Annotated in this window: 1 pseudogene; it reads right to left on the bottom strand. The window is 51.9% G+C overall.

Annotation, left to right across the window (positions count from 1 at the left end):
- Positions 1-427, bottom strand: a pseudogene (locus B2W96_RS02925) (hypothetical protein); the annotation flags it as partial.
- Between the last annotated feature and the right edge of the window lie 458 nt (positions 428-885).

The raw sequence follows: 885 nt of genomic DNA, 5'->3' as shown, positions 1-885 counted from the left end.
CCGTGTATACGCCAGACTCCGGAACACCAACCTTCTGGCTCTCCACCCACTGTCCGTCCGTTTCGCTGCCGCAGACCGTCAGCGTCACCTCGGGATTATTCGCGGAGACCCACTGATCCACGGCTCCCTTGGGCAGGTCCTCAGAGGTCTTTACCCAGCCCTCGTCGGGGATGTAAATGGAGTAGCCCTCTCCTTCGTACAACGTGGCAGGGACCTCCTCGGACTGGCCCTCCACCTCCATCATCAAAGCGGTGTGGGCATCCCTGCCCGGCTGGGATGCCGGATCGCCCGGCGTTTCGGACGACGCAGCCCCCGAGGATACGGCGGCAGACGAGCCGGATGAGCCGGCGGCGGGCGGATTCTGTCCGCAGGCAGACAGGGCCAGCGCCAGACAAAGGGCGGCGGCAAGCAGCAGGTTTTTCTTCATGGATAGTTCCTCCTTATATTGGCCCCACAGGGGCTTCTCGTTGTTTTCTCCGTCGTGTTGCTTTGGAGCGGTTGCTCTCTTTATATTGACGGAAACCGTCCGCAAAAAGTTACAAAAGGGGAGCCTAAAGGCCAATGTCATTAAGACAAGCCCAAAACACAGCCGTTAAGGGGTAAAGGAACATCTCCTATCCCTTAACGGCTGTGCCGTATTTATGCCGATTCGTTAAGGTATCTGACAATTTATAAACTTTTTATGAACTTGCCTTTGTACGCTTTACATTTTGCGTACTCTGCGTATACTATATCTTAACGCCGTGGTGAACGGTGTTCGCATGCAGAATTTGAGACGGCCAAAAATTGTGAGTATAGAGAGTTTTGAGAGTTTTTTTATATTTTTTTAATGTTTTATTAAGTGAGTTAACCAAAGTAGTTTGAGTATATAGTAGCGAACATGAA

Origin of the sequence: Oscillibacter sp. UBA6647 (assembly GCA_002455655.1) — a bacterium.
GTDB lineage: Bacteria > Bacillota > Clostridia > Oscillospirales > Oscillospiraceae > Oscillibacter.
The sequence above is the reverse complement of the archived record's forward strand: the minus strand, read 5'-3'. Positions and strand labels throughout refer to the sequence as shown.